The organism is Corallococcus macrosporus (genome assembly GCF_017302985.1).
Lineage (GTDB): Bacteria > Myxococcota > Myxococcia > Myxococcales > Myxococcaceae > Corallococcus > Corallococcus macrosporus_A.
Map to the genome: position 1 here is coordinate 377,299 of NZ_JAFIMU010000004.1, position 23,321 is coordinate 400,619.

Below are 23,321 nucleotides of genomic sequence, written 5' to 3' on the forward strand. Positions count from 1 at the left end.
TCGCAACGGGGCGCAGGGGGCACAAACACCCCGCCTCGCCCTCAATCCCGCCTCTTTAGGGGGGACTGCACACAGGGGGCAAGTGGAACAAGTGGACTCGGAAACGTCCGTTGAAGGTGAAGACAGAAGGGGCCCGTCCGCGCCCCTACCGGGAGCGTCGGGCCGGCCTTCCGTGCGGCTTCACGCGTCAGTACTTCGCGGGTGCGTCGCTCGCGGGGAACGACTCCTTGGACTGCTCATCCACCGCGTCGTCGTTGGCGTTGCCGCCCGAGCGCACGCTGGCGTTGGTCTGGCTCTTCACCTCGCGCATCGGCACCTTGCCCTTGCCCGAGGAAGCCGCGCGGCCCGTGCCCGCCTGCGCGTTCATCATGCGCGCGCCCAGCAGGTTCTTGGCGCGCTCGGCCAGGTTGCGCTGCTCGTCCTGCCAGTCGCGGAAGAGCTGCGCCAGCTCCTGGTCCCCCGCGGCCTCCGCGTCGCGCAGGTACTGCTCGCTCACCGACGCGCCCTTCAGCAGGTGATAGAGCGTGCTGATGAGGTCGTGGTGCTCGTCCCGGGTCCCCGTCGTTTCCTGTCCGCCCGCCATGGTGTTCCTCCCGTCAAAGGGGTGAATGCCTTGGCGAAGAAGGTAGGCACGCCGGGCCCGGGTGGCGTCCGGACCCGGGGCCCGGCCGCCTGGCTGCTCAAGCCTGGAGCATCGGGTCCAGCTTGCCCTCGCGGTCGAGCGCGGCCATGTCGGAATAGCCGCCCACGTGCGTGTCCCCGATGAAGATCTGCGGCACGGTGCGCTGACCGTTGCTCATCTCCACCAGCTTCGCGCGGGCGTCGTCGTCCCCGGTGACGTCCACCTCTTCGTAGGCCACGCCCTTGCGCTTGAGCAGGTCCTTCGCCCGCACGCAAAAGCCACAGTAGGTCGTCGTGTAGATCTTCACGGGCTTCATGGATTTCCTCCTGGTCTCTTGATGCCAAACCTAAGGGTCCGTTGCGCGCGAGACCACGGGCCTCCCGCGCGCCTGGCCCCTTGAAACACGACGGCCCCCGGAACCCAGGTGGGCGCCGGAGGCCGTCAAGTCCCGTCCCCCGTGACAGCGGGGAAGGGTGGGGCGACTACATGCCCATGCCGCCCATACCGCCCATGCCACCCATGCCGCCCATGCCACCGCCCGCGGCGCCCTTGTCGTCGTCCGCCTTCGGGCGGTCCGCGACCATGGCCTCCGTGGTGAGCATCAGCGAGGCGACCGACGCCGCGTTCTGCAGCGCGGTGCGGCTCACCTTGGCCGGGTCGATGACGCCCGCGGCCAGCAGGTCCTCGTAGACGCCCGTGGCGGCGTTGAAGCCGAAGGGACCCGTGCCCTCCTTGACCTTGTTCACCACCACGCTGCCCTCCAGGCCGCCGTTGCCGACGATCTGACGCAGGGGCTCCTCGACGGAGCGACGGATGATGTCCACGCCGGACTTCTCACCGTCGGCGACCTTCAGGTTCTCCAGGGCCTTGAGGCAGCGGATGTACGCCACGCCGCCGCCGGGGACGACGCCCTCTTCCACGGCCGCGCGGGTCGCGTTGAGCGCGTCCTCCACGCGGGCCTTCTTCTCCTTCATCTCCGTCTCGGTCGCGGCGCCCACGTTGATGACGGCCACGCCGCCCACGAGCTTCGCGAGGCGCTCCTGGAGCTTCTCACGGTCGTAGTCGCTGGAGGTCTCCTCCACCTGGGCGCGGATCTGCTTCACGCGCGCCTCGATCTCCGTCTGGCTGCCCGCGCCGTCGACGATGGTGGTGTTGTCCTTGTCGATGGTGACGCGCTTGGCGCGGCCCAGGTCCTGGAGCGTCAGCGTGTCCAGCTTGATGCCCAGGTCCTCGGCGATCATCCGGCCGCCGGTGAGGACCGCGATGTCCTCCAGCATGGCCTTGCGGCGGTCGCCGAAGCCCGGCGCCTTCACCGCCGCCACGTTCAGCACGCCGCGGATCTTGTTCACCACCAGGGTGGCCAGGGCCTCGCCCTCCACTTCCTCGGCGATGATCAGCAGGGGCTTCCCGGCGCGCGCCACCTGCTCCAGGATGGGGAGCAGGTCCTTCATCGACGAGATCTTCTTCTCGTGGATGAGGATGAGGGGGTCGTTCAGCACGACCTCCATGCGCTCCGGATCCGTCACGAAGTACGGGGACAGGTAGCCGCGGTCGAACTGCATGCCCTCGACGACGTCCAGGGTGGTGTCCAGGCCCTTGGCCTCTTCCACCGTGATGACGCCCTCCTTGCCGACCTTCTCCATCGCATCCGCGATGATCTGGCCGATGGTGGTGTCACCGTTCGCGGAGATGGTGCCAACCTGCGCGATCTCCTTGTTGCCCTTGGTCGGCTTCGCCAGCGTCTTCAGCTCGGCGATGATGGCCGCGACGGCCTTGTCGATGCCGCGCTTGATGTCCATCGGGTTGTGGCCCGCGGCCACCAGCTTCGCGCCCTCGCGGAAGATGGCCTGCGCCAGCACGGTGGCCGTCGTGGTGCCGTCACCGGCGACGTCGGAGGTCTTGGACGCGACCTCCTTCACCATCTGGGCGCCCATGTTCTCGAACTTGTTCTCCAGCTCGATTTCCTTCGCCACCGTCACGCCGTCCTTCGTGATGGTGGGGGAGCCGAAGCTCTTCTCGATGACGACGTTGCGGCCCTTGGGCCCCAGGGTCACCTTGACCGCGTCGGCCAGGATGTTCACGCCGCGCAGGATGGCGTCACGCGCGCGCACTTCGAAAATGATGTCCTTCGCCATGGTCTGAATCCTCTAGAAGTTGGGAGTGGGAAGACGAACGGCGGGCTTCACTTCTCGATGATGCCCAGCACGTCCTCTTCGCGGAGGATCAGGTGATCCTCGCCGTCCAGCTTGATCTCCGTGCCCGCGTACTTGCTGAAGAGGATGGTGTCGCCGGCCTTGATGTCCATGGCGCGCACCTTGCCGTCCTCCAGCACCTTGCCGTTGCCGACGGCGATGACCTTGCCCTCGAGCGGCTTCTCCTTCGCCGTGTCGGGGATGAAGAGGCCGCCCTTGGTCTTGTTCTCCTCGGCGACGCGCTTGATGATGAGCCGATCCTGCAGGGGACGAATCTTCATGGCTTGCTCCTGTGAATCGCGGCTGCCGGAGGCGGACGGAAGGTCCGGACCGGGACGCCGCAGGGGTGGTTGAAAAGGGCCTGTGGGCCCCGGCGCTGGCACTCGCACCCGCTGAGTGCTAACGCCCAGGCGCGGCGGATAATAACCAGGGACTTCGACGCGTCAAGCGACGTCGGGACATCTGTCCGGATGCCGCTAAACACCCGTCCTGATTGGGCTTTTCGCGAAAACATTCCCGCTGCCCACGCCTGCCCGCAAGGCCGTCCCGGGTGTCCGGCCGTTGGCACTCGGTGTCCCGGAGTGCCAGCGTAAGTACTTGATAAGACTTGAGTCCATTTTGCCTGCCCCCGCGCGGGTGACTACGCTTGTCGGAGCGTGTCCTGGTGGGTCCGGGCGCCGGCCCGGTGGCCTTCCAGGCTTCATCCGGGAGGTGTGCTCGATGAGCGGACTGGTGACGTCCTCTTCCTCGCTGAAGGAGTTCTTCCGGGAACTCCTCTTGGAGGTCGCGGCCCGGCAGCGGGTGGCGCTGGGCGAGTCCACCGAGTTCTATCTGGTGAACCTGCTGGCGGAGTTCGCGGCCACGGACAAGCTGTTCAGCCGTGACGCGGAGGGCCGGCGCGACCACGAACCCCTGGCGGAGCTGTACCACCGCGCGCTGCAGCAGGAGCGCGAGGAGCGGATCCGCACGCTGCGGCGGCTGGGCGACGTGTCGCTCTACAAGGTCGGCTTCTTCTCTGGCGCGCTGCAGCAGGGCATGGTGGGCCCCGACTACTACATCCAGATGGGCGGCGCGGCGTACGGCCAGGTGGCGGAGCTGGTGCCTCCGGGCGGCTTCACCGGCGTGTACCGCGAGCTGTGCGACAAGTTCCGCTCGCTGGTGGAGGTCCTGGAGGAGATCAGCGCGCGGGGGCTCATGAGCGCGGGGCCGGAGGGCGCGCTGCGCGTCTACGAGTCCTGGTCGCGCACGGGCAGCGACCGGCTGGAGCGCGTGCTGGTGGATGCGGGGTGGGTCCCGCGCAAGGGGTCGCTTGCCAACTGACGCCGCGGACTTCCCGCTCGTGGGGAGGCTGCAGGCCCACCTGGAGGCCATCTACGGCTTCCGGTGCGAGGCCCGCGCGGAGGCCTTCGTGGTGGTGGACGCGGAGGTCGCCGCGCTCCTGGGCGGCACCGGGCGCGCGCCGGAGGAGCTGCTGGTGCTGGAGGCCCGCGGCGACCTGGAGGTGGCGCTCTACCTGGACCCTTCCCTGCGCGAGCGCATGGGGCGCTACGCGGGCAGCCCGCTCGCGTCCGTGCTGGAGGGCGACCTGGACGGCTACTGCCAGGTGACCGAGGGCGTCAGCCACTTCCTCTACGTCGCGCACACGGCGCACTACGAGCGCACGGTGTCGCTCTTGGAGCTGGAGGCCCAGGCGGAGGTGGACAAGTTCGTGGTCTGCCTGCTGCACCGCTGGGGCGAGGGCGTGGCCGGGTGGGCGCGGGAGCTGTTGACGCGCCTGTTCGACCGGGTCGCGTACCAGCCGCTGCTGTCCGGGGAGGAGCGCTGGCGCTACGAGGAGGCGAACCGGCTGTCCCGGCGCTTCTGCACGCGGCTCATGCCGCACGTGCTGGACCGGCGGTTGGACCGGCTCCTCGGCGACCTGCGTTATGCGTACCGGCTGGGCGCGGAGGCCAAGCTGCGCCACTTCGCGCACGGCGGTTGAGGGGTCCCGGCCGTCCTCCGCTTCGGGTAGGGTGGGGGCATGCCGCGCGAGGCGTCCTCAGGAGGCATCGTCATCCGCTTCCAGGACGGGGCCTGGGAGGTCGCGGTCATCCGTCCACACGGGCGCCACCTGTGGGCGCTGCCCAAGGGGCACGTGGACCCGGGCGAGTCGCCCGAGCAGACCGCGCGGCGCGAGGTGAAGGAGGAGACGGGGCTGTCCTCGGTGGCGCTGCTCGCGCCGCTGGGGGAGATCCGCTACGTCTACCAGTTCCGCGGACAGCGCATCTTCAAGCGTGTCCACTTCTTCCTCTTCCGCTACGAGGCGGGAGAGCTGGGGCCGCTGCCGGGGCCGCGCGTGGAGGTGGACGAGGTGCGCTGGATGCCGCTCGAGGGGCTGATTCCGGCGCTGGGCTATAAGGGTGAGAAGGCCGTCGCCGGCCGGGCGCTGCGGTGGATGCGCGCCCAGGGCCTGGCGTCCGGGGCTCCTCCCCCCGTGGAGGGGAAGGAGCCGGGGTAGGACGGGAAGGCTACTTCTTGGCTTCCTCGCCCACGTACTTGCCGGACAGCGCCTCGCGCACGTCGCGGTCGAACTTCACGCGCTGGGTGGCGACCTCGCGCAGGGCGAGCACGGGCGGCTTGTTCTTCGAGGTCTCGATGATGGGCCGGGCGCCGGCCATCAGCTGGCGCGCGCGCTTGGCGCCCAGGAGCACCAGCGCGAACCGGTTGTCCACGTAGGGAAGGCAGTCTTCAACGGTAACGCGGGCCATGGAACATCCTTCTTGGCTCTGACCGAGCCGGTGGAAGCCTCTCAACCTAAAGAGCAGGGTCGGATCAGTCAAGGAAGGACGGCGGGCCGGAAGCTCCACCGGGCGTCCGGGCGGGCACTGCCTTCCCACCCGCTCCCCACCCCCGGCGACTGACGGCCAGCGGACGCACTCGCACTCAGGGTGTTGGCTGCCGTACGCTCCCTTCTCAGCCTCCGGAATTTGAGAGCCCCCGGGCCTCAACGGATCCGGAAGGGCGCGTTGTTTTTGCGAGTAGGGAATGGGACTCCAGGGTGGGTCCTCATCACCCCGCGCCGGCGGACTTGTCGGGGCGCGGGCTCGCAGGAGGAGGTTCCGCATGAGGGCAGGAGCGTCCCGCGGTGCCGGCCGTGTCCGGAAGGTGGCGGAGGGGAATGCGTGGGCATGGGAGGGGTGGCCGTGGTGAGTGGGCCGGTGCTCGTCACGGGGCCCACGGGCAACGTGGGTCGGGCGGTGGTGCGCGCGCTCCTGACGGAAGGCGTGGCGGTGCGCGCGGCGGTGAAGTCGCCGGAGCACACGGTGTCGCTGCTCAAGGAGATGGAGGGGGACGTGATGCCGGTGCCGCTGGACTTCCGGCGGCCGGAGACGTTCCTCCCCGCGCTGGAGGGCGTGCGGGGCGTGTTCCTGATGCGGCCGCAGGCGCTGGCCCACGCGGAAGGGACGCTCCACGCGTTCATCGACGCGGCGGCCACGCAGGGCGTGAAGCAGGTGGTGTTCCTGTCCATGGCGGGCGCGGAGAAGCGCGCGTGGGCGCCGCACCACGCGGTGGAGGAGCACCTGAAGCGCTCCACCGTCGGGTGGACGCTGCTGCGCCCGGCGTTCTTCGCGCAGAACCTGGGGGACGCGTACCGCGAGGACATCCGCCAGGACGGCCGGCTCTACATGCCCGCGGGCCACGGGAAGGTGGCCTTCGTGGACGTGCGCGACGTGGGCGAGGTGGCGGCGCGGGCGCTGCTGGACACGTCCCTGCGCAACCGCGCCTTCACGCTCACCGGCCTGGAGGCGGTGACATTCGACGAGGTGGCGTCGGTGCTGTCGGAGGTGCTGGGCCGGCCCATCCGCTACGTGCCCGCGTCGGTGCCCGGCTACGTGCGCCACCTGCACCAGCGCAGGCTGTCGTGGGACCAGCTGGGCATGCAGACGCTGATGCACGTGGGGCTGCGCTTCGGGAAGGCGGAGCAGGTGGACCCCACGCTCACCAACCTCTTGGGCCGTCCCACGCGCACGGTGCGCCAGTACATCGAGGACCACGCGCCGCTGTGGCGCTGACGGACGCTTACGCGTACCAGAGCGCCCAGGCGATGAGCACGACCTGGAGCGGCAGCCGCGCCCAGAGCAGGGCGCGGGGAATCTTGCGGAACTGCTCCGGGTGCTGGGCCATGTAGATGTTCGCGGGGAACACCGCCACGAACAGCGCGACGAGTCCCCAGGCCGCGAGCCGCGTGGTGGCGGGCACCAGCAGGAAGATGCCCAGCACCACCTCCGCCACGCCGCTCAAGAGCACCAGCTCCCGGGGCCGGGGCAGGTACGGCGGCATGATGCGCATGTACATGCGGGGCTTGAGGAAGTGGTTCACCCCCGCGGCGACCATGAACAGCGCGAGCACGTACTGCAGGATGGTTTTCACGTCCATGGGAGCCTACTTCGCGGCGAACGCCTCGCTGACGATGGCGCGCGCCTCCTGGACGATGGTGTCCAGGTGCGTCTGGTCGCGGAAGCTCTCCGCGTAGATTTTGTACACGTCCTCCGTGCCGGACGGCCGCGCGGCGAACCAGCCGTTCTCCGTCGTCACCTTGAGGCCGCCCAGGTCCGCGTTGTTGCCCGGCGCGCGCGTGAGGCGCTGCGTGATGGGCTCGCCCGCCAGTGACGTGGCCTTCACCGCCTCCGGCGACAGCTTCTTCAGCGCGGCCTTCTGCGCGGACGTGGCCGGCTGGTCGATGCGCGTGTACAGCGGCGCGCCGAACTTCCTGGCCAGGTCCTGGTAGTGCTCGCCCGGGTCCTTGCCGGTGCGCGCCAGGATTTCCGCCGCGAGCAGGTCCAGGATGATGCCGTCCTTGTCGGTGGTCCACACGGTGCCGTCCTTGCGCAGGAAGGACGCGCCCGCGCTCTCCTCGCCGCCGAAGCCCAGCGAGCCGTCCAGGAGCCCGTCCACGAACCACTTGAAGCCCACCGGCACCTCCACCACGCGGCGGCCCAGGTCCTTGCCCACGCGGTCGATGAGGCTGCTGCTCACCAGCGTCTTGCCCACCGCCGCGTCCGCCTTCCAGCCCGGCCGGTTGCGGAAGAGGTAGCTGATGCAGACGGCGAGGTAGTGGTTCGGGTTCATCAGCCCCTGGCTGCGGGTGACGATGCCGTGGCGGTCGGAGTCCGTGTCGTTGCCGAACGCGAGCGCGTACTGGTCCTTGAGCTTCACCAGGTTCGCCATCGCGTACGGCGACGAGCAGTCCATGCGGATCTTCCCGTCGTGGTCCGCGGGCATGAAGCCGAACGTGGGGTCCAGGGTGGGGTTCACCACCGTGAGGTCCAGGCCGTACTTCTGGGCGAGCGGCGCCCAGTAGTGCAGGTTGGAGCCGCCCAGCGGATCCGCGCCCAGCTTCAGCTTCGCGCCCCGGATGACGTCCAGGTCCACCACGTTCGTCAGGTCCGCGACGTACGGGGTGATGAAGTCGTATGGCTTCACCATGGCGCTCGCGCGCGCCCGCTCGTAGGGGATGCGCTGGACGGCCTTGTTGCCGGAGGCCATCAGCTCGTTGGCGCGCTTCTCCACCAGCGCGGTGACGTTCGTGTCGGCGGGGCCGCCGTTGGGCGGATTGTACTTGATGCCGCCGTCCTCCGGCGGGTTGTGGGACGGGGTGATGACGATGCCGTCCGCGAGCCCGCTCGTGCGGCCCCGGTTGTACGTGAGGATGGCGTGGGAGATGACCGGTGTGGGCGTGGCGCCGTCCGAGTAGCGGACCTCCACGCCGTGCGCGGCCAGCACCTCCAGCGTGGAGCGCTGGGCGGGCTCGGAGAGGGCGTGCGTGTCCATGCCCAGGAAGAGCGGGCCGTCATAGCCCTGCTGCTTGCGGTACTCGCACAGGGCCTGCGCCACCGCGAGGATGTGCGCCTCGTTGAAGCTGCGGCGCGCGGCGCTCCCCCGGTGACCGGAGGTGCCGAAGGCCACGCGCTGCTCGGCCACGGACGCGTCGGGCGTGTCGTCGTAGTACTGCGCGCGCAGCGTGTCGGGGTTGATCAGCAGGTCGCGCGAAAGGGGCTTGCCAGCGGAAGGGTGTGCCATGACGGGGCCACCCTAGCCGCGCGCGCTTTCCAATGGGGAGTCAAAGCCACATCCCCTGTCCGGCGCCGCACCCGGCCTGGCGCGCTTCCGTCCAGTAGCGGGCGGGAGCGCGTGTCGTGAAGTCGTCAGCGCGCCACGGCGACGGACGCGGCGGCGGAGGAGGGCGGCGCGGCCTCCGGCGCGGGGGGCTCGTCCTCCTGGGGTTGGGCGGCGTACTCCGGCAGGAACATCAGCAGCACCAGCGCGGGGATGGCCGCCGCGGCGGTGAAGGCGAAGAACGTGGGCCAGCCCATCCACGTGGCCAGGTAGCCGGACACGGAGCCGATGAGCCGGTTGGCGATGGTGCCCAGCGCGGACAAGAGCGCGTACTGCGTGGCGCTGAAGCTCTTGTGGCACAGCGACATGACGAAGGCCGCGAACGCCGTGACGCCCAGGCCCGTGCAGACGTTGTCCACGGCGATGGTGCCCGCGAGCATCAGGTCGTTCTTGCCCACCAGCGCCAGGGCCATGAACGCCAGGTTGGTGAGGCCCTGCGCGGCGCCGAAGATGAACAGCGCGCGGCGCATGCTGAGCTTCACCATCATCACGCCGCCCAACAGGCCGCCCGCGATGGTGGCCACCATGCCCAGCGTCTTGCTGAGCGCGCCAATCTCCGTGTTGGAGAAGCCCAGCTCGATGTAGAAGGGCGTCACCATGCTGGCGGCGATGGCGTCCCCCAGCTTGTAGAGCACCAGGAACGCGAGCACCCCCAGCGCGTACTTGCGGCGGAAGTAGTCCACGAAGGGCCGCACCACCGCGTCCGCCAGGTTGCGCGGAGGCCGCACGCTCTGCGGCTCCGGGGCCAGCAGCGTCGCCACCACGCCCACGGACATGAGCAGGCCCATCACGTAGTACGTCTGGGACCAGCCCAGGTGGTCCGACAGGATGAACGCGAGCCCGCCCGCGACGAGCATGCCCATCCGGTAGCCGGTGACGTACATCGAGTTGCCCAGCCCGCGCTCCTCCACCGGGAGGATGTCCGTGCGCCACGCGTCCGCGACGATGTCCTGGCTGGCGGACAGGAACGTCACCACCACGGCCATGCAGGCCATGTGCAGGGGCGCGTCCTTCGGGTTCACCAGCCCCATGGCGGAGATGGCGCCCATCAGCAGCACCTGCGTGAGCAGCATCCAGCCGCGCCGCCGGCCCAGGAAGGGCAGGGTGTAGCGGTCCATGAGCGGCGCCCACAGCACCTTGAAGGTGTAGGGCAGCGCCACCAGGCTGAAGATGCCAATCGTCTTGAGGTTGACCCCCTCGTTCTTCATCCACGCGGACAGCGTGACGCCGGTCAGCCACAGGGGGAGGCCGGACGCGAAGCCGACGGCCATCAGGAGCCAGATACGCCGGCTCTTCAAGACGGTGAGAAGCGAGGAGTTGGGCATGGGGGCGCGGGAAGACAGCCGCCAGCATAGAGAATCCACCCCGCGCGTCACCTTCCGAAGGCCGGGGACTGTCCGCCCGGCTGCTGTCCGGGCCTGAGCCCGGGCGGCCTCTTCGGGGCTACGGGTTCAGCGCCGACACGTCCGGGCAGCTGCTCCGGTCGCCCTCGGTGGGGTTGATGAAGTCCCAGTTGCGCTGCATGAAGGTGATGCGTGTCCGCGCGTCCCAGCACTCCGTGTACTGCGCGCCCTTCGCGTCCCCCTCCAGGATGTTGAGCACCAGCACGCCCCGGCCATCCGGCGTCCAGCGCGCCACGATGTCCAGCGTCTCCAGGAGCCCGCCGGGAATCAGGTCCTCGCCGGGCAGCCGGAACGCCATCTCGCCCAGCCCTTCCGGCGTCTGACGCGACGCATAGCGCGTGAGGGGCAGCGTGGCTCCCGCGCCGGTGAAGAGCAGCTCCACGCGCGTGGGCAGCGCCTTCGTCTGGTAGCCGATGTCCAGCCGGTCCAGCGCGGTCGCGTCGCCCGTCTCGAAGCCGTGGGCGCGGGCCTCCTTGAGGTCCAGCGCGAGCGTGCCCTCGCCCTTGCGGATGCCTCCGTCCGCCAGGAAGGTGCCGGGCAGGTAGGTCCACCACCCGCTGTCGCCGCTGCCCTTGATCCGGTACTGGAGGAGATAGGCGAAGTCGACGCCCCGGCGCTCCATCACGAAGCGCACCTCGTTGCCCGGGTGGTTGTCGGCGGGGAAGGGACCCCAGATGCGGCGGTCGGTTTCGCGCGTGGTGGGCGCGGCCTTGCGGAAGCGCTCCAGCAGGGAGAGCAGGCGGTCCACGCTGGTGTTGAACCGCGTGCCCGCGGTGTAGGCCTGTTGCGCGAGCTCCGACCTGCCTCCCAGCACCTGCGACGCGCCCAGCCGCTGGGTGCGCGTGCCCAGGTCCTGGCCAGAGCGGGCGGAGGCCGGCAGCTTCGCGGCCAGGTCCTCGCGCTCGGGCAGGGCGTTCTGGAACTCCAGGTCGTCGTTGGAGAAGTCGCCGCCGCATGCGACCGCGAGGAGGCAGGGAAGGGCCAGGGCTAGGTTTCGCATCACGTGGTCCCTCATGGCTCGTACGTGAGGAGCGCGGCCAGCTCCCAGAACCCCAGGGAGCGCTGCGCGTCGACGGTGTATTGGAGGTACTGCAGGCGGGTGCGCGCGGTGAGGTTCAGGCGGCGCGTGAGCTGGAAGCGCGCGCCGGTCGCCAGGCCCGGCGACACCATGGCGAAGCGCTGATCCGCGAACGCCCCGTCGTCGAACTTGCGGCCCATGATGAGGTACGCGACGCGCACGCCCACGAACGGGGAGACGCGGCCCATGGGCCACCCGGCGGTGAGGCTGGTGCCCACGTTCACCACGGAGTAGCGGTACGCCGGCCCCGCCAGCGTGGGCAGGGAGAGCACTCCGTTCGTGCCGCCCACCGCCGCGTCGAAGCCCCAGACCCAGTCGCGGCGGAAGTAGTCGTGCAGCTCCGCCTCCGCGCCGAACAGGGGCACGGAGAGGAAGAGGGACTGGCGCGTCTGGGGGTCGAAGAAGGACTGGAAGCCGCCGGTGAGCCCGAAGGTCCAGAAGGCGCCCTTGTCCAGCACGGCGCCCTTCACCGGGTCGTCGGAGAAGGGCGCGTCCTTGAAGCGCGGCTCCTGCAGGATGGTCGTGCGTCCGCGAGCGACCTCCACCTCGCCGATGCGCAGCCGGTCGCTGAGGCGGCGCTTCACGCGGTAGGTGCCGGGGGCCAGGGCCACGCGGCGCTCGGTGTCCGCGGCCTTGTCCAGCTCCGCCACCACGCTGCCGCTGGGGTCCACGAAGTAGTAGGCGCCCGCGGGAGCGTTGCCGGGGACGACGAGGCCTTCGGCGGCCGCGCGCAGGTCGGTGAGGACCAGGTCGCCGTTGCCCGCCAGGTCGTAGCTGAAGGTCGGGTGCTGGGGGCCTGCGCTGCTGTCGGCGGTGTCCGCGACGGTGCGGGCGTAGGCGTGCGAATACGCCTCGAAGAGCGTCACGCGTCCGTCGCCGCTGCGGTCCGCGTCGCCGAGCAGTCCGCTGGCCAGGTGGTGGGAGAAGTAGCTGCCGCCCAGCGCGTCCGATTCCTGCGAGTCCTCGTCCGCGGCGCTGGAGGTGAGGATGACGACGCCCCGGGCATCGCGGGCCGCGCCGGACTCCACGTCGAAGGCCGGGGCCTTGCGGGCGCCCTTGCTGCGGGTGAGCGCGCCGGAGCGGCAGGAGTCGAGGATGGCGATGCGGATGTCCACGGGCGCGTCGGCCAGCCGGCGCTTGAGCGCGTCGAAGCCGAGCTGCGAGGTGCCCAGCCGCAGCGCGCCGTCCTTCGCGTGGCCGGAGTAGTAGACGAACAGCGCGGTCCGCTCACCGCGAGCCTGGGCCGCGCGGGCCCGCTGCTCCAGGTCCGACAGTGCGACGAGGAAGTCCTTTGCGTCGTCATCCAGGAGGAGCTTCGCGTCGGCCGGAGCCACGCCGCCCAGCCGCGTGAGCAGGTCGTGCATCTTGCGCGCATCATCGCGCGCGTAGCTCAAGGGTCGCGTGTCCGCGCCACCCGTGTCATTGCCCGCGATGAGCGCGAAGCGGTGCAGCGTGTCCGCGCGCGCGGCGGTGGATGCCAGAAGTAGCGCGGGAATCGACGCCCGCATCGCCTTGGCCCATGCATGCCTGAGTCCTGCCATCGCGCGGGCGTCTGATGCCGTAGTCGCGGAGGCGCTCGATGACGCAGGCATCGCCGCAGCCCATGCGGGCCTGCTTTCTGCCGTCGCGCGGGCTCCTGCTGTCTGCGTCGACGGAACGCGCCATGACACCAGCATCGCCCTGGTCCATGCCGCCGCGTGCGTGCTTGCTGCCTGCGTCGACGAAACACTCCATGACGCTCGCGAAGCGAGGAGCCGCAGGAACGCGTCCCGCGCCCAGGCAGCCAAGGGAGCAAGCCGCGCTCGCAGTGTCACGGGGCCGTCGCTCATGGCTTCAGGAGGATCCACTGCGTCTGCGCGCCCGCCACGTCCAGCGGCGCCATTCGCGTCACGTCACGCCCCGCGGCATCGAAAGCCCTCCGGGCCGCGTCGCTCAGCGCGTCCATCGACACGGGTGCGTCCGTCAGCACCAGCACCACGCGCTCCGCTCCCGCGCCGGTGAACTCCACGCTCTCCGGCAGCCAGTGCGTTCCCACGCCCGGCTCCACCGCGAGGCTGTCTCCGGCCTCCGGATACAGCGGCGTCACCTCTCCCTGGGCATCCACCGACAGCGCGGCCACGTAGCGGTACGCGTCCGCCGTGTAACCCAGCCGCACGCGCTCACCGGGCTGAAGCGCTTCCGGTGCCTCCGGGCTCGCCACCCGCTGCGGATCCGCACCCCCACCGATTCGCAACTCCGCGGCCGCGCCGCCCTTGAGGCGATTACCCGTCACGGAAGGCCGGACCGGATCCGTCGTTCCCTGGTTCTCCAGCAGCGGCCGCACCAGCACCAGCAGCACCACGGACGCCGCCACCGCCATCAGCGGCCGGACCCACCGCGTCCGCGTCTCCGGTTCCGCGGCGGCCTTCACCTGCCTCGCGCGGGCCCGCTCCACGCCAGCCTCGAAGCGCTCGAAGGGCACCTCCGCCTCGAAGGCGGCCTGCGCTTCCACGAACGACCGGAGCGTCGCGCCACACGCCTCGCACGCCTCCGCATGCTCCCGGGCGCGGGTGGCCTCCGGGGCGGGCAGCTCGCCGGCGTGCAGGCGGCGCAATGTCCAGCTCGACTCGTGCGCGCTCATCGGACGCTCAGCTCCTCTCCACCCAGCTCCGCGAATTGCTCCAGCCGCTTCCTCACCGTGGGCACCGAACGCCCCAGCACCGCGGCCACCTCTTCCAGGGTCATCCCGTCCACGTGGTAGTGGATGGCCGCCGCCTGCGTCTCCGCGTCCACCCGGGCCAGCAGCTTGCGCACCAGGTCGCGCGTCTCCATCGTCTCCGCCCCGCCATGGCCTTCCGGGCGGGCCGCCTCGTCCCGCGCGAACCACTTGCGCCACGCCGCCCCTTCCGAGCGCAGTTGGTTGAGGCAGTGGTGCGTGGCGATCTTCATCAACCACGTGAGCGGGGACGCCTCCGCCCGGAACGAGTCCCCGTGCACGAGCACCCGGGCGAAGACGTCGTGCATCGCGTCCTCCGCCCGGCTCGCGTCCTTCAGCAGGTAGCGGCAGCGCTCACGCACGCTGCCGCCGTACTTCACGTACAGCTCGCGCAGGACGGCCCGCCGGTCCTCGTTGGAACGGGAAGGCACCACCTTCAGGGCCAGCGGGGTCGGTCCGGTCACGCGAGGCGCAATCCTACCGCGACCCGGCTCACAGCGACGAGTACACCGCCGCCGTGAACCCGCCGCAGGCGGCCTCCGCCTCGCCGTAGCCCACGCGCGGGTCCAGGCTGACGCGGAAGTAGGTGCTGAGGAAGTTGGTGTCCCAGCACTCGTTCAGCGTGGCCTCTCCCACCAGGTCGCCCCCCGTCACCCGGATGTCCGAGCGGCCCGCCCCCGTCGCCGTCCAGCGGCTCTTGATGGACAGCCGCTCCAGCTTCGCGCGCAGCGGGTTGTCCTTGTCGATGTCCTCGTCCGTCGCGAACTCGAACTCGCCGCCCGCCGTCGCGGACGCCTTGTAGTGGTAGGTCCCGTCCACGCGCTTGTTGGCGTCCTTGTCGTCACGCACCTGGTGGAAGTCCGCGTCCACCGTGGCCTCCGCGCCGGCGCTCGGGCGCGCGTAGCGGATCTCCACCGTGCCCACGTTGTCGTCCGCGTCCGGCAGCGTGTGCGCCGCGTCCCAGTCGATGAACAGCTCGCCGGAGCCATAGCCCTTCACGCGCTCGCCGTCCGCGTCCACCGCCACCTGCTGCGAGCCGGACAGGACCGCGCGGAAGGCGCTGTCCTCCTCCGTCTTCGCCTTGCCCTCCAGCACCCAGGAGAACGACGCCTCCCCGGACTTCGTCACCGTCAGCCGCCACGACGTGGGGCTCAGCGCCTCCGTGCTCGGGCCCCACACCGCCTTGTTCTCCTCCAGCGTCGTCGGCGGGTACTTGGTGATCCGCTCGATGAGGTTGAGCACCCACAGCGTGCCGCCGTTCACCGCCACCGTGGCGTTCACCGTGGCCTGGTAGTACTCGGCCTTCTGCCCCTGGCCGTACTGCGCGGTGGGGCCTGCCGCCGTCAGGCCCTGGCCGTCCTGCTTCGGGGCCTTCACCTGCGTCATCTCCTTGGAGGGCAGGCCGTCGCGGAACGTGTCCGCGTCGTTGCCCTGGGGGTCACTGCAACCGGCGAACAGGAGGGAGGCACACAGCAGGCTCTTGCGCAGCATGGTCGGATGTCCTTTCAGGGCCCGTCATGCGGGCCGTGCGGCAGGGATTCGCTCCCATGGACACCGGCCGGGCGAAAAACAGAAAAAGGGCTCGCTGGCGGTTCAAAACCCCAACGAAACCAGCCCTTTGGAGGTTGGCTGCCTGCTCTCCGGGCGCTCGCGCCCGCTTGCCCGACGGTTGAAATGGGCCATCCCTACCTTTCGCCCATGGAAAAACGACACCCGAACCATCCCGGGGAGATGGGTACGGACGCCACGCTGGCCGAGCGGGAGCGTGAGCCGGACGAGATCAACGCCCGCGCCAGAGCCGTCGGTCTGCTTCATGAGGCCGGGGTGCCGTTCGTGGTGGGCGGGGCGTATGCCTACGCCACCTATACCGGCATCTACCGCGACACCAAGGACCTGGACCTGTTCCCGCGCAAGCCGGACGCCATCCGCGCCCTGGAGGTGCTGGAGAAGGATGGCTGGCGCACGGAACGCCCGGACGAGGTCTGGCTCTACAAGGCCTACAAGGGCGACTACTTCGTCGACTTCATCTTCTCCTCCGGCAACGGCGTGGCGACGGTGGACGACGAGTGGTTCACCAACGCCAAGAAGGCCACCATCTTCGGCTACGAGTGCCTCATCGCGCCGGCCGAGGAGATGATCTGGTCCAAGGCCTTCGTCACCGAGCGCGAGCGCTATGACGGCGCGGACATCAACCACCTCATCCTCAAGGCGGGGCGGGAGATGGACTGGGACCGCATCCTCCGGCGCTTCGACCGCTACTGGGAGGTGCTGCTCAGCCACCTGATGATGTTCCGCTTCGCGTACCCCAGTGAGCGCGACATCGTGCCCAACTACGTGATGACGGAGCTGATGAGCCGCACGCTCCAGACCGTGCGCGACGGCAGTTGGGACGAAAAGCTGTGCCGGGGCAACCTCGTGTCCAAGGTGAACTACCACGTGGACATCCACCACTGGGGCTTTGGGGACGGCAGGGCGTGGGACGAACAGGACAGACCCGAGGGGGGGACGACCCGTGGCGCGAGATCCGAGCTCGAAGATTCGGCTGGCAGCGGTCGGTGACCTGCACTGCCGGGATGATCAGCACGGCCGGTTCCGTCAGCTCATCAAGCAGGTGAACGCCCAGGCGGACCTCCTGCTGCTGTGCGGTGACCTGACGGACCGCGGGATGGCGGAGGAGGGCAAGGTGCTGGCGGAGGAGCTCTCCGCCTTGCGCGTCCCGTGCGCCGCGGTGCTGGGCAACCACGACTACGAGCACGGGCAGGTGAAGGACATCTGCTCGGAGCTCTCCAAGGTCGGGGTGCACATCCTCGACGGGGACCACTTCATCTTCGAGAAGACGCTCGGCGTCGCGGGGGTGAAGGGCTTCGGCGGCGGCTTCGGCAACGCGACGTTGCAGGCGTTCGGCGAGGGCCAGACGAAGTCCTTCGTGCAGGAGGCCGTCACGGAGTCGCTCAAGCTGGAGGCGGCGCTCAGCCACCTGGACACGCCCAAGAAGGTCGTGATCATGCACTACGCCCCCATCCCGGAGACGCTGGAGGGGGAGAACATCGAGATCCGCCCCTTCCTGGGGACGAGCCGCCTGTCGATGCCCATTGATCACTACGGCGCCGAGTACGTCTTCCACGGCCACGCGCACCACGGCGCGCGCGAGGGCAAGACGAAGAGCGGTATCCCGGTGTTCAACGTCGCGATGCCGCTGCTCACCAAGTTCACACCCGAGCAGCGCTTCGCCCTGCTCGAGGTGTAGCGCGCCTCAGGGCGCCGGAGCCCCGCCGTCCGGCGCCTCCATCAGGTCCGCGGCGCGAGTGGGCAGGTCCGCCACCGCGCCCATGGACACCTCCACCAGGTCCGGCCCGGAGCCCCGCGCGTAGAGCCGGTCCTCCGTGTCCGGAACGGCGTCGCCCAGCCACAGCCGCGCCAGCTCACGTCCGTCCGCGTCGCGAAGCACGACGCCCCGGGACGCGTCGCTGATGCCGTAGCGCTCCCACCGCTTCACCTTCGCCTCACCGAACGCGGCGGCCTTCAGCGCCTCCAGCCGGCCCAGGAGCTTCACCACGCGGAAGTGCAGGGCGCGTCCACCGTCGGGGCCCTCCACCTGCCACGCCTCGCCGTTCCCCTCGCCGCGCGTCACCGCCACGGGGGCGGCCTTGCCGCCGGGATGGAACTCCAGGCGCCGCACGGCGTCGCGCGGGAACGACAGCACGCGCCGGTCCTTCAGCTCCTGCACGCCCACGTCCAGCGTCTTCAACGCGCGGGCATCCACCTCCGCCAGCGTGGCACGGCCGCCTTGTTCACGAAGCGCATGGATGACGGGCGCGCCATCGCGAGTCACCTGCGCCAGCCGCACGCGGATGGGCTCACCGGAAGCGGGGACGAAGCGCGCGTCCACGACGGGCGTGTCCAGGCCCAGGGCCTTCCGGGTGGCGGCGGTATCCTGGGGGAAGGACAGGGCCTGCTGTCCCGCGAGCTCCTTGAGCAGGTCCGCCAGCCGGCCAGCGTTCGCGCGGGTCTGCTCCGGCTTCTCCATCCGCCACGACTTGCCGTCCCCCTCACGCGTCAGCACGTACGCGTGGTCCTTCGCTGTGACCTCGATGGACTGGAGCGTCGCGAGGTCCAGCGGCCCCAGGAACTCCTTGGCGCGCAGCTCGAAGGGGCCCTTGTCCAGTGAGTACCGCACGGCGCCATCCGCCGCGTACACGGTCGCATCGCCTTCGCGGCGCACGTAGACGGAGCCGTCGAAGGGGTTCTCGTCGCCACCGGCCAGCGTCACCGTGCGCTGGCGGGACGGATCCTCCGCACCCTCGCCATTCGCGTCCGGCAGGTAGGCCTTCGCGGTCACGGTGAACTGCGGGGACGCGAGGCCGTACTTCTTCAGGTCCGCGTCCGACGGCGAAGCGTTCACGGTGGCCTTGAACTTCGCCGAGGTGAGCTGCTGCACCAGGGCCTCTACCGCGTACGGATCCGCCTTCGCCTCCACGGGCGAGACAAGCCGCCAGCCCTCCGGCGTCCGCTCCAGCTCCGTGGTGGCACCGCGAGCCTTCACCGTCAGGTGCGTGAAGACGGGCGCGGCATCAGGGGCCGCACCACGTCGCGCCTCCGCGGGCTCCGTCGCGAAGATCTTCGGTGGCGGTGGTGGCTTCTCCGCGTCGCGCGAGCATCCCACCGTCAACACGCCCAGCAACACGCAGGTGGAAGTCCTCACCGGTTCCTCCGAGACAGCCAGACCGCGAGCCCCACGCCCAGCAGCGACAGCGGGAAGAGGTCGGTGGACACGAAGCGCAGGGTCCGCATCTGGTCCTCGCTCAGCTCCAGGGTGGACGTCTCCCGGTCGGGGGGACGCAGGGTGATCTTCTCCACCTGAAGGGATGCCCAGCCCAGGGCGTTCATCACCAGGTTGCGGTTGGCCTCGTAGCGCCAGTTCGGATCCAGCAGCAGCTCCGACTCGCCCACCGCCACCAGCCGTGCCTCGTCGAAGCGCTTGTGCTCCGCCGCGCGTGTGTCCCGGGACGCGGAGGCCACGAGCGTGAGCTGTCCCATCTTCTCGCCGCTGGACGGGGTGGTGTCCTCCAGCGGGCGCGACTCCACCCACGCATACGGAGAGCTGAACAGCACAGGCTCCACCGTCACGCCCGGCAGCAGGAAGCCCTCGCGGATCAGCGTGAAGCTGCGCGCCGTGGGCAGCTGCACGTTGAACCCGCGCTCCTGCAACGGGCGCGTGATGGCGTGCTTGCCGTAGAAGTTCGACACGAGGACGAACGGGTTGCCCGAGTTGAACTTCGGATCCGCCGCCACGCCTTCGTCCACCTGCACGCCGTAGTCCGCGAGGAACAGGCCCAGCCCGTCATCGGTGTTCGCGTCGGTGAAGTACAGCAGCCGGCCCCCTTCACCCAGATAGGTGCGCAGCGCCGCCACCTCCGGCGCCGAGTAGTCCTGCTTCGCCCCGGCGATGATCACCAGCCCCGCGTCGCGAGGCACCTCCTCGCGGCCCAGGAGGTTGAGCGGTTCGGGGCGGTAGCCCTCGCGCTGCAGCTGGCGGCGGAGCTCGGTCAGCCCGTCACCACCGGGAGGTGGCTCCAGCGGCCACTCGCCGTGCCCTTCGAGGAAGTAGACCTTCTGCGCGCCCGTCGCGCTCAACTGGATCAGCGCGTTCGTCAGCTCCTGCTCCGCGGGGAGGGGCAGGGTGGTGTGGGGCGCGGCATCGCCCTCGCCGCGCGAGACGACGACCAGCGTCTGGCCTTCCTTGAGCTGGTACTTCGCGGTCAGCGACGGCTCGCGGCGCGGATCCACGAAGGCGTAGTCGAACACCTCCGGCGCGGCCTCGTGGTAGCGCCGGAACAGCTCTTCCAGCTCGCCATAGGACGCGTGCGTGGGCGGAACGAGTGCCAGTACATGGGCCTTCTCCTTCAGCCCCGCCAGTGTCTGCACCGTCTGCGGCGCGAGTGAGAAGATGCGCTCCCGTGTCAGGTCCCACCGCTGGTTCTTGCGGAACGCGAGGACGTTGAGCGCCACCAGCGCGCCCAGCACCCCCAGCGTGGTGAGCACGGAGGACGCGAGGAACCTGCCCGTGCGGCGCGTTCCCTCGCGTCCCAGCTCCCTCCGGTGCGTGACGACATAGGCCGCGAGCATCGCCGCGCCCAGCACCGCCTTGCCTCCCGCGAGCGCCACGCTGCCGGAGGTGAGGAACAGCGTGAAGGGGCTGGAGAGGAGGAGCAGCAGGCCGAAGGCCCCCAGCACCCGGGTGACGTGGGTCGCTCTCATGGTCACGCGTAGCGCTGCGCTTCCACCGCGCGGTGGGTGAGCAGCAGCGAGAACAGGATGACGGACGCGAAGAACACCAGCGCCTGCGCCTCCAGGACGCCCTGGATCATCCCCTGCAACTGGGTGTCGAAGGACAGGTAGGACAGGAACGAGCGCAGCGGCTCCGCGGTGGACTGGGCCACGCCGCGCAGGAGCATCCACGGCAGCAGCACGGTGAAGGTGAGGAACGCCGCCAGCACCTGGCTCTCCGTGAGCGCGGAGATGAACAGCCCCACCGCCATGCAGGTCGCGCCCCACAGCAGCACCGCGCCGTAGCCCAGCAGCACCGTGGGCCACTCCAGCGCGGAGCCGGACGGCCCCGAGCCCACCACCGACAGCACCACCGGGAACACCAGCGTCAGCCCCAGCGTGACGAAGATGAGCCCCAGCCCGCCCAGGTACTTGCCCAGCACGATGTCCACCGGACGCACCGGCGTCGTGAGCAGCAGCGCGAACGTCTTCTGCCGCTTCTCCTCCGCGAACAGCCGCATGGACAGGAAGGGCGCGACGAAGAGCGTGATGATCAGCACCACGCCCCACAGCTGCACCACCACGCCGTCGGTGAGGTTGCGGTAGACGACGGAGTCCGGAGGCAGCCGGCTCCAGCCGTGCTCCCGCGCCAGGGACTGCACCTGCTGGAACTGCTCCAGCAGGCTGACGAAGAAGAACGACGAGAGCGCCGCCATCGCGGTGATGGCGGCGTAGGCCCACGGGGTGGTGAAGGCGACGGCCAGCTCCTTGCGGGCGATGGCCAGGGCGGTGCGCATGCGCTGGGGGTTCCTGTTCAGGCGGCGGTCAGCTTGATGAAGACTTCTTCCAGCGACGCGTGCTCGGCCTGGCCATGGGACTTCGCCAGCTGGTCGATGGCGTCATGGGCCACCACGCGGCCCTGGTGGAGGATGAGCACCTTCTGGCACGTCACCGTGACCTCCGGGAGGATGTGCGTGGAGAGCAGCACCGTGTGCCGGCCCGCGAGGCCGCGGATCAACGCGCGCAGGTCCGCGCGCTGCGCGGGATCCAGGCCTTCCGTGGGCTCGTCCAGGATGAGCACCGGCGGCGAACCGATGAGCGCCTGCGCGATGCCCACGCGCTGCTGGTAGCCCTTGGACAGGTTCTGGAGCACGCGGCCCATCACGTCGTCCACGCCCGTGAGCCCCGCGACCCGCGCCACCTCCGCCTTCACCGCGCGGCCGGGCACCTGCTTGAGCGCGGCGACGAACGCCAGGTAGCCGTGCACCGTCAGCTCCGGGTACAGCGGCGGCGTCTCCGGCAGGTAGCCGATGCGCCGTTTGACCTCCATCGGGTGCGTGGACACGTCGAAGCCCGCCACCTTCACGCTGCCCTCGGACGGCGGGAGGAAGCCGGTGAGCACCTTCATCGTCGTGGACTTGCCCGCGCCGTTGGGGCCCAGGAAGCCCAGCAGCTCTCCCTCACCCACCGTGAAGGACAGGTCCTCGATGGCCACGCGATCGCGATAGCGCCGGGTGAGGTTGCGCACCTCGATGATGGGCTTCTCGGTGATTGGCATGCGCGGGGGCGAACTCTACACTGCCCCGGAAGCGAGGCGTGGATGCCAATCGTGGTGCAGAAGTACGGCGGCTCATCGGTCGCTGACGCGGAGAAGCTCGGCAAGGTCGCGCGCCGCGTGAAAGAGAAGCGGGACGCGGGCTATCAGGTCGTCGTCGTCGTGAGCGCCATGGGCGACACCACGGATGACCTGCTGTCGCTGGCCAAGAGCGTGTCCCAGGATCCGCCCCGGCGTGAGCTGGACATGCTCCTCACCTGCGGCGAGCGCATCTCCATGGCGCTCTTGTCCATGGCGCTCCAGGAGCAGGGCGTGCCGGCCATCAGCTTCACCGGCAGCCAGAGCGGCATCATCACCAACGACGCGCACGCCCAGGCGCGCATCGTGGAGGTGCGCCCCTACCGCATCCAGGACGAGCTGGCGCACGGCAAGGTCGTCATCGTCGCGGGCTACCAGGGCGTCTCCTACAAGAAGGAAGTCACCACGCTGGGGCGCGGCGGCTCGGACACCACGGCCGTCGCGCTGGCTGCGGCGCTGGATGCCGAAGCGTGTGAAATCTACTCCGACGTGGACGGCGTCTTCAGCGCGGATCCGCGCGTGGTGCCGGACGCGCGCAAGCTGGAGTCCCTGAGCTACGACGAGATGCAGGAGCTGGCGAGCGCCGGCGCCAAGGTGCTCAACGCCCAGGCGGTGGAGTGGGCCAAGGCGCGCGGCATCACCATCCTCGCGCGCACCGCGCACGGCCAGGGCACCGGCACCAGCGTGCAGGAGCTCGCCGTGCCCACCGACAGCCGCGTGAAGGGCGTGACGGCGGACGCGGAGATGGCCGTGCTCGTCACCCAGGCCAGCGTGCCCCTCCAGGAGCTGCTGGAGTTCCTGGACGCCCGCGCCGTGCGGGGCCGTACGCTCGCCCATGACGGGCTGCCGGGCGCGCCGGGGCGCACGTACCTGGCGGTGCCGCTCGCGGACATCCACGGTCCGGAAGCGCTCCAGCGCGAGCTGGCCACGCGCTTCGGCGCGGGGGTGGAGTGGCAGGCCGGCTGGGGCACCGTCACCTGCGTGGGCGTGGGCCTCAACGCGGACTGGGTGCCGCTGCGCAAGGCGTTGTCCGCGGCCGAAGCCCTGTCCGCCCGGGTGCATGCCGTGAGCACCTCGCCGCTGCAGGTGACCCTCCTGGTGGACAAGGCCCACCTCAAGACCCTCACTGCCCGTCTGCATCGCGAACTGCTCGGTAGCTGACACGCCCTTCGAGCGCACAACCTTCGTTGATCCGAACACTTGCGGGCTGCCCCTGGGGCGGAGCGGTCTCCGTTTGTCGAACTTCCGTTCCCAAGCGGGGCAGGGCGCTTCCCT

24 protein-coding genes are annotated in these 23,321 nt (G+C 70.0%); 7 read left to right on the forward strand and 17 right to left on the reverse strand.

What is annotated here, in order from left to right; all coding sequences use genetic code 11:
* Positions 1–187: 187 nt before the first annotated feature.
* The 4 genes from JYK02_RS07000 to groES all read right to left on the reverse strand — a co-directional run bounded on the left by JYK02_RS07000 (position 188) and on the right by groES (position 3,095).
* On the reverse strand, positions 188–583 hold the full coding sequence (locus JYK02_RS07000) for a hypothetical protein (protein ID WP_207050000.1): 396 nt from the start codon (positions 581–583) through the stop codon (positions 188–190).
* Between the two features lie 97 nt (positions 584–680).
* A complete protein-coding gene (gene grxC / locus JYK02_RS07005) occupies positions 681–938 on the reverse strand; it encodes a glutaredoxin 3 (protein WP_206798033.1) in 258 nt (85 codons plus the stop codon).
* A gap of 166 nt (positions 939–1,104) precedes the next feature.
* Positions 1,105–2,757: a chaperonin GroEL gene (groL, locus tag JYK02_RS07010; RefSeq protein WP_207050019.1), complete on the reverse strand. Its 1,653-nt coding sequence runs from the start codon at positions 2,755–2,757 to the stop codon at positions 1,105–1,107.
* 47 nt (positions 2,758–2,804) lie between these two features.
* A complete protein-coding gene (groES, locus tag JYK02_RS07015; RefSeq protein ID WP_014395362.1) occupies positions 2,805–3,095 on the reverse strand; it encodes a co-chaperone GroES in 291 nt (96 codons plus the stop codon).
* 439 nt (positions 3,096–3,534) lie between these two features.
* Between groES and JYK02_RS07020 the strand changes: the two genes are divergently transcribed.
* The 3 genes from JYK02_RS07020 to JYK02_RS07030 are packed head-to-tail and all read left to right on the forward strand — an operon-like array spanning position 3,535 to position 5,311.
* Positions 3,535–4,134: a hypothetical protein gene (locus tag JYK02_RS07020; RefSeq protein WP_120527950.1), complete on the forward strand. Its 600-nt coding sequence runs from the start codon at positions 3,535–3,537 to the stop codon at positions 4,132–4,134.
* Entirely contained in the window at positions 4,094–4,795 is a 702-nt protein-coding gene (locus JYK02_RS07025) for a hypothetical protein (protein ID WP_207050021.1), read from the forward strand. The genes JYK02_RS07020 and JYK02_RS07025 overlap by 41 nt, the downstream gene beginning before the upstream one ends.
* 39 nt (positions 4,796–4,834) lie before the next feature.
* Entirely contained in the window at positions 4,835–5,311 is a 477-nt protein-coding gene (locus JYK02_RS07030) for an NUDIX hydrolase (RefSeq protein ID WP_207050022.1), read from the forward strand.
* A gap of 10 nt (positions 5,312–5,321) precedes the next feature.
* Here the strand turns inward: JYK02_RS07030 and rpoZ are convergent, their stop codons facing one another.
* The gene (gene rpoZ / locus JYK02_RS07035; protein WP_014395366.1) at positions 5,322–5,561 is read right to left on the reverse strand and encodes a DNA-directed RNA polymerase subunit omega; all 240 of its coding nucleotides are present in this window, start codon (positions 5,559–5,561) and stop codon (positions 5,322–5,324) included.
* A 420-nt stretch (positions 5,562–5,981) separates the two neighbouring features.
* Between rpoZ and JYK02_RS07040 the strand changes: the two genes are divergently transcribed.
* Entirely contained in the window at positions 5,982–6,866 is an 885-nt protein-coding gene (locus JYK02_RS07040; protein WP_207050025.1) for an SDR family oxidoreductase, read from the forward strand.
* A 7-nt stretch (positions 6,867–6,873) separates the two neighbouring features.
* On the opposite strand, the gene JYK02_RS07045 is transcribed toward JYK02_RS07040, so the two are convergent.
* From JYK02_RS07045 to JYK02_RS07080, 8 genes are all read right to left on the reverse strand, one after another.
* Complete coding sequence (locus JYK02_RS07045) at positions 6,874–7,230, reverse strand: DoxX family protein (RefSeq protein WP_207050028.1); 357 nt, start codon at positions 7,228–7,230, stop codon at positions 6,874–6,876.
* Between the two features lie 6 nt (positions 7,231–7,236).
* Positions 7,237–8,874, reverse strand: coding sequence for a phosphoglucomutase (alpha-D-glucose-1,6-bisphosphate-dependent) (gene pgm, locus JYK02_RS07050; RefSeq protein ID WP_207050037.1), 1,638 nt, complete (start codon positions 8,872–8,874; stop codon positions 7,237–7,239).
* A 125-nt stretch (positions 8,875–8,999) separates the two neighbouring features.
* Complete coding sequence (locus JYK02_RS07055; protein WP_242588479.1) at positions 9,000–10,268, reverse strand: AmpG family muropeptide MFS transporter; 1,269 nt, start codon at positions 10,266–10,268, stop codon at positions 9,000–9,002.
* A 145-nt stretch (positions 10,269–10,413) separates the two neighbouring features.
* Positions 10,414–11,373 carry a hypothetical protein gene (locus JYK02_RS07060; RefSeq protein ID WP_207050040.1) on the reverse strand — a complete coding sequence of 320 codons (960 nt, stop codon included), beginning with the start codon at positions 11,371–11,373 and terminating at the stop codon, positions 10,414–10,416.
* An 11-nt stretch (positions 11,374–11,384) separates the two neighbouring features.
* Positions 11,385–12,959, reverse strand: coding sequence for a caspase family protein (locus JYK02_RS07065; RefSeq protein ID WP_242588480.1), 1,575 nt, complete (start codon positions 12,957–12,959; stop codon positions 11,385–11,387).
* Positions 12,960–13,276: 317 nt separating this feature from the next.
* Positions 13,277–14,071 (reverse strand): DUF4384 domain-containing protein, encoded by a 795-nt coding sequence (locus tag JYK02_RS07070; RefSeq protein WP_207050050.1) that lies wholly within the window; start codon positions 14,069–14,071, stop codon positions 13,277–13,279.
* Complete coding sequence (locus tag JYK02_RS07075) at positions 14,068–14,610, reverse strand: RNA polymerase sigma factor (RefSeq protein ID WP_347402444.1); 543 nt, start codon at positions 14,608–14,610, stop codon at positions 14,068–14,070. Before JYK02_RS07075 ends, JYK02_RS07070 begins: the two co-directional genes overlap by 4 nt.
* Before the next feature lie 28 nt (positions 14,611–14,638).
* On the reverse strand, positions 14,639–15,637 hold the full coding sequence (locus JYK02_RS07080) for a hypothetical protein (protein WP_207050052.1): 999 nt from the start codon (positions 15,635–15,637) through the stop codon (positions 14,639–14,641).
* 240 nt (positions 15,638–15,877) lie between these two features.
* Between JYK02_RS07080 and JYK02_RS07085 the strand changes: the two genes are divergently transcribed.
* Together JYK02_RS07085 and JYK02_RS07090 are read left to right on the forward strand one after the other, a co-directional pair.
* Positions 15,878–16,705: a nucleotidyltransferase gene (locus JYK02_RS07085; RefSeq protein WP_207050062.1), complete on the forward strand. Its 828-nt coding sequence runs from the start codon at positions 15,878–15,880 to the stop codon at positions 16,703–16,705.
* A complete protein-coding gene (locus JYK02_RS07090) occupies positions 16,689–17,393 on the forward strand; it encodes a metallophosphoesterase family protein (protein ID WP_207050595.1) in 705 nt (234 codons plus the stop codon). The genes JYK02_RS07085 and JYK02_RS07090 overlap by 17 nt, the downstream gene beginning before the upstream one ends.
* A gap of 6 nt (positions 17,394–17,399) precedes the next feature.
* On the opposite strand, the gene JYK02_RS07095 is transcribed toward JYK02_RS07090, so the two are convergent.
* From JYK02_RS07095 to JYK02_RS07110, 4 genes are read right to left on the reverse strand one after another with little or no spacing between them, the layout of a single operon-like run.
* Entirely contained in the window at positions 17,400–18,848 is a 1,449-nt protein-coding gene (locus JYK02_RS07095) for a DUF4340 domain-containing protein (protein WP_207050064.1), read from the reverse strand.
* Complete coding sequence (locus JYK02_RS07100) at positions 18,845–20,404, reverse strand: GldG family protein (RefSeq protein WP_207050066.1); 1,560 nt, start codon at positions 20,402–20,404, stop codon at positions 18,845–18,847. Before JYK02_RS07100 ends, JYK02_RS07095 begins: the two co-directional genes overlap by 4 nt.
* Positions 20,405–20,406: 2 nt before the next feature.
* A complete protein-coding gene (locus JYK02_RS07105; protein ID WP_207050068.1) occupies positions 20,407–21,210 on the reverse strand; it encodes an ABC transporter permease in 804 nt (267 codons plus the stop codon).
* 17 nt (positions 21,211–21,227) lie between these two features.
* Positions 21,228–21,971: an ABC transporter ATP-binding protein gene (locus JYK02_RS07110; RefSeq protein ID WP_207050070.1), complete on the reverse strand. Its 744-nt coding sequence runs from the start codon at positions 21,969–21,971 to the stop codon at positions 21,228–21,230.
* 42 nt (positions 21,972–22,013) lie between these two features.
* Here JYK02_RS07110 and JYK02_RS07115 point away from each other — a divergent pair, with 42 nt between their 5' ends.
* Entirely contained in the window at positions 22,014–23,207 is a 1,194-nt protein-coding gene (locus JYK02_RS07115) for an aspartate kinase (RefSeq protein WP_207050072.1), read from the forward strand.
* Positions 23,208–23,321: the final 114 nt, after the last annotated feature.